This is a genomic window from Fictibacillus sp. NRS-1165, from assembly GCF_050468105.1.
In the GTDB taxonomy this organism is placed as follows: Bacteria; Bacillota; Bacilli; order Bacillales; family Fictibacillaceae; genus Fictibacillus_C; species Fictibacillus_C terrinigri.
Genome location: NZ_JBDPNU010000151.1, coordinates 1 through 2536 on the forward strand (window position 1 = coordinate 1; position 2536 = coordinate 2536).

Genomic DNA, 2536 nt, shown 5'->3' on the forward strand with positions numbered 1-2536 from the left:
GTTGGATACAGCTCCAACTACAGTTTGATTAAGCATAACTGGAAAACGGTTAATAATAATCTGCCGATCAAGAATCTTGGCTACATCCCCTATTTCTTTTCGTCCAGTCTGCAGCACTCTGAGCATATCGGAGTGCGGAATAAATTCCGTTATGTATTTTCCAACTACCTCACCTTCAAGTCCCAGATACTTTTTTGCATTTTCATTGGTTAGAGTAATTTTTCCTTGCCGGTCTACCGCTATTAATCCATCATGAGCAGAATCGACGATGGCTTTCACCTGATATTTTTCTTTAAACATCTCTCTCGTTATACCTATGAGATTGATCGCCTGCCGTACTGCGGAAAATATGGTGTCCTTCGACGGCTGGACATAATAAATGTGTTCTTTGGTTTGTTGGGACATAGGCAGATGACTTTCCCAGGAAGGAACAAGAAATGAGGTATTGGTCTTTGCATTCGCAAGGTTAACTTGCTCCCTGCTCCTGATTTCCAATATACTTTTTTGATTGGCATTTTCAGCATCCAGCCATTTTTTCTCTTCATCAGAAACAATGATCAAAGGATTTTTGTTAGTTAGTGAATTGACTTTAATTGTTTGTTCGAAGTCACTTAAATGCAAGGATAACGGGACAATGGGAATTGAAAAAGAACGAACCTCGTTAACATAAATGGATGGCGTGATGAGGACAAAAGGGTTCATGACATGATCCATGACCGTTTTTCTTGAGTGAAAGGATAATGTTTGAATCCCGCTCTCTTTTAATATATGAGTGATGAATTCCTCCAGCTCCTTATCCACTTTGTATAAAGCAATCATTGATCAACCTCTTTTCTTATAGGCTTAGAACCAGTGTACCATAGTTATTTTTTTACTAGCATTCTATTAGCGAATAAACTTAATAGGGCCTTTCTCTATGAAGAGAAAGGCCTTTTTATATACGTCTTACAAACTCCGTTCACCCTACTTCAAGCCTTTTAAATTGTGAAAGGACCAGCCGGTAATATTCCTTTTCCAGCTCCATCAGTTCATCATGGCTTCCTTGTTCAACAATGTTGCCGTGGTCAAGCACGATGATAGTATCTGACTCACGAATAGTAGACAAGCGGTGCGCAACGATGATGGCGGTTCTCCCCGCAAGAAGGGTCTTAAGTGCTTTTTGAATATTGACTTCCGTTTCTGTATCAATACTTGCTGTCGCCTCATCTAAAATGAGGATTCGTGGATCGGCAAGCAAGGCTCTTGCAAAAGATAAGAGCTGCCGCTCACCTACAGACAGAACATTTCCCCGCTCTTCTACTTCTGTATGGTAGCCGTCTTTCAGCTTGTTGATAAATAAGTGAGCTCCAACTGCTTCTGCAGCATGTTCTACTTCGTCATCCGTTGCATCCGGCCGGCCAAATCGGATATTTTCCATTATGGTTCCTGAGAAGATGAAAGTATCTTGGAGAACAATACTTACTTTTTGGCGAAGACTATCAAGCTTTAAGTCTTTAATAGGAATGTCGTCAATTTCAATGGTTCCAGCTGTCGCATCATAAAAGCGGCAGATCAGATTGGCAATGGTAGATTTTCCGGAACCGGTATGCCCGACTAAAGCAACAGTCGCTCCGGCATTAATGGTCAAATCAATGCCGTTGAGGGCTTTACGCTTTCCATCGTACGAGAACTCCACCTTTTTAAACGTAATGTTCCCCCTGACGTCTTCCAGCTCCACCGGGTTCGAAATCTCATCAACATTTGGTTTTTCATCTAAAAATTCAAAAATACGTTCGGAGGAGGCCATTCCAACAAGCAGCTGATTGTACACCTGGCCAAGCCTTGAAATCGGCTCCCAAAACATGCCGAGATAGAAAGCAAAAGATACGAACACCCCCATCTCAAGAGAGCCTTGCTGAATGAGATGCGATCCATACCAAATCAGAATGACGGTCCCAATGGCATTCGATACATCCACAAAAGGGCGGAACATGGCGTTTAGCCTTGTCGCTTGTTTCCAGCTTAAAAGGTTGTCGTTGTTGATCCCTTCAAAAAAGTTCATATTCTCCTGTTCTTGAGTATACGACTGAGTGACTCTGATCCCCTGGATACTTTCGTTCAGATGAGAGTTTATCTTGGCCTGCCTGGCACGCACCACCTGCCAGGAACGGCGGATATGCCGGCGGATACTTGTCGAAATGATAAACATGAGCGGGACAACGACCATGATTGCGAGCGCAAGGGGCGGACTGTAAACAAACATAAGCACAATAATCCCAGCAAGCAATATTAAATCCATTAAGACATTGATAACCCCGTTCGTAAAAAGGTCCTGAAGCGAATTTACATCATTGATGACCCGTACAAGTATGGAGCCTGCCGAGCGCTGATCAAAGAAACGGTGGGACAGCCGCTGGATATGCTTAAACAAATGCTGGCGTATGTCACAAATGACGAGCTGCCCCAATTCATTCATCCACCTGATCCGGTACGTGTTGGCGACCCATGACACAATGTACATGGCAGCAATGGACATGATCAGCTCAATGAGCAATGG

The 2536-nt window shown here is 43.2% G+C and carries 2 protein-coding genes; both read right to left on the reverse strand.

All coding sequences use genetic code 11. The features are described from left to right. Nucleotides 1-819: PAS domain-containing protein (locus ABHN01_RS25365; protein WP_429877845.1), on the reverse strand; the 819-nt coding region annotated here is incomplete at its 3' end. A 139-nt stretch (nt 820-958) separates the two neighbouring features. After that, the coding region (locus ABHN01_RS25370) for an ABC transporter ATP-binding protein (RefSeq protein ID WP_429877846.1) at nt 959-2536 on the reverse strand (1578 nt) is incomplete at its 5' end.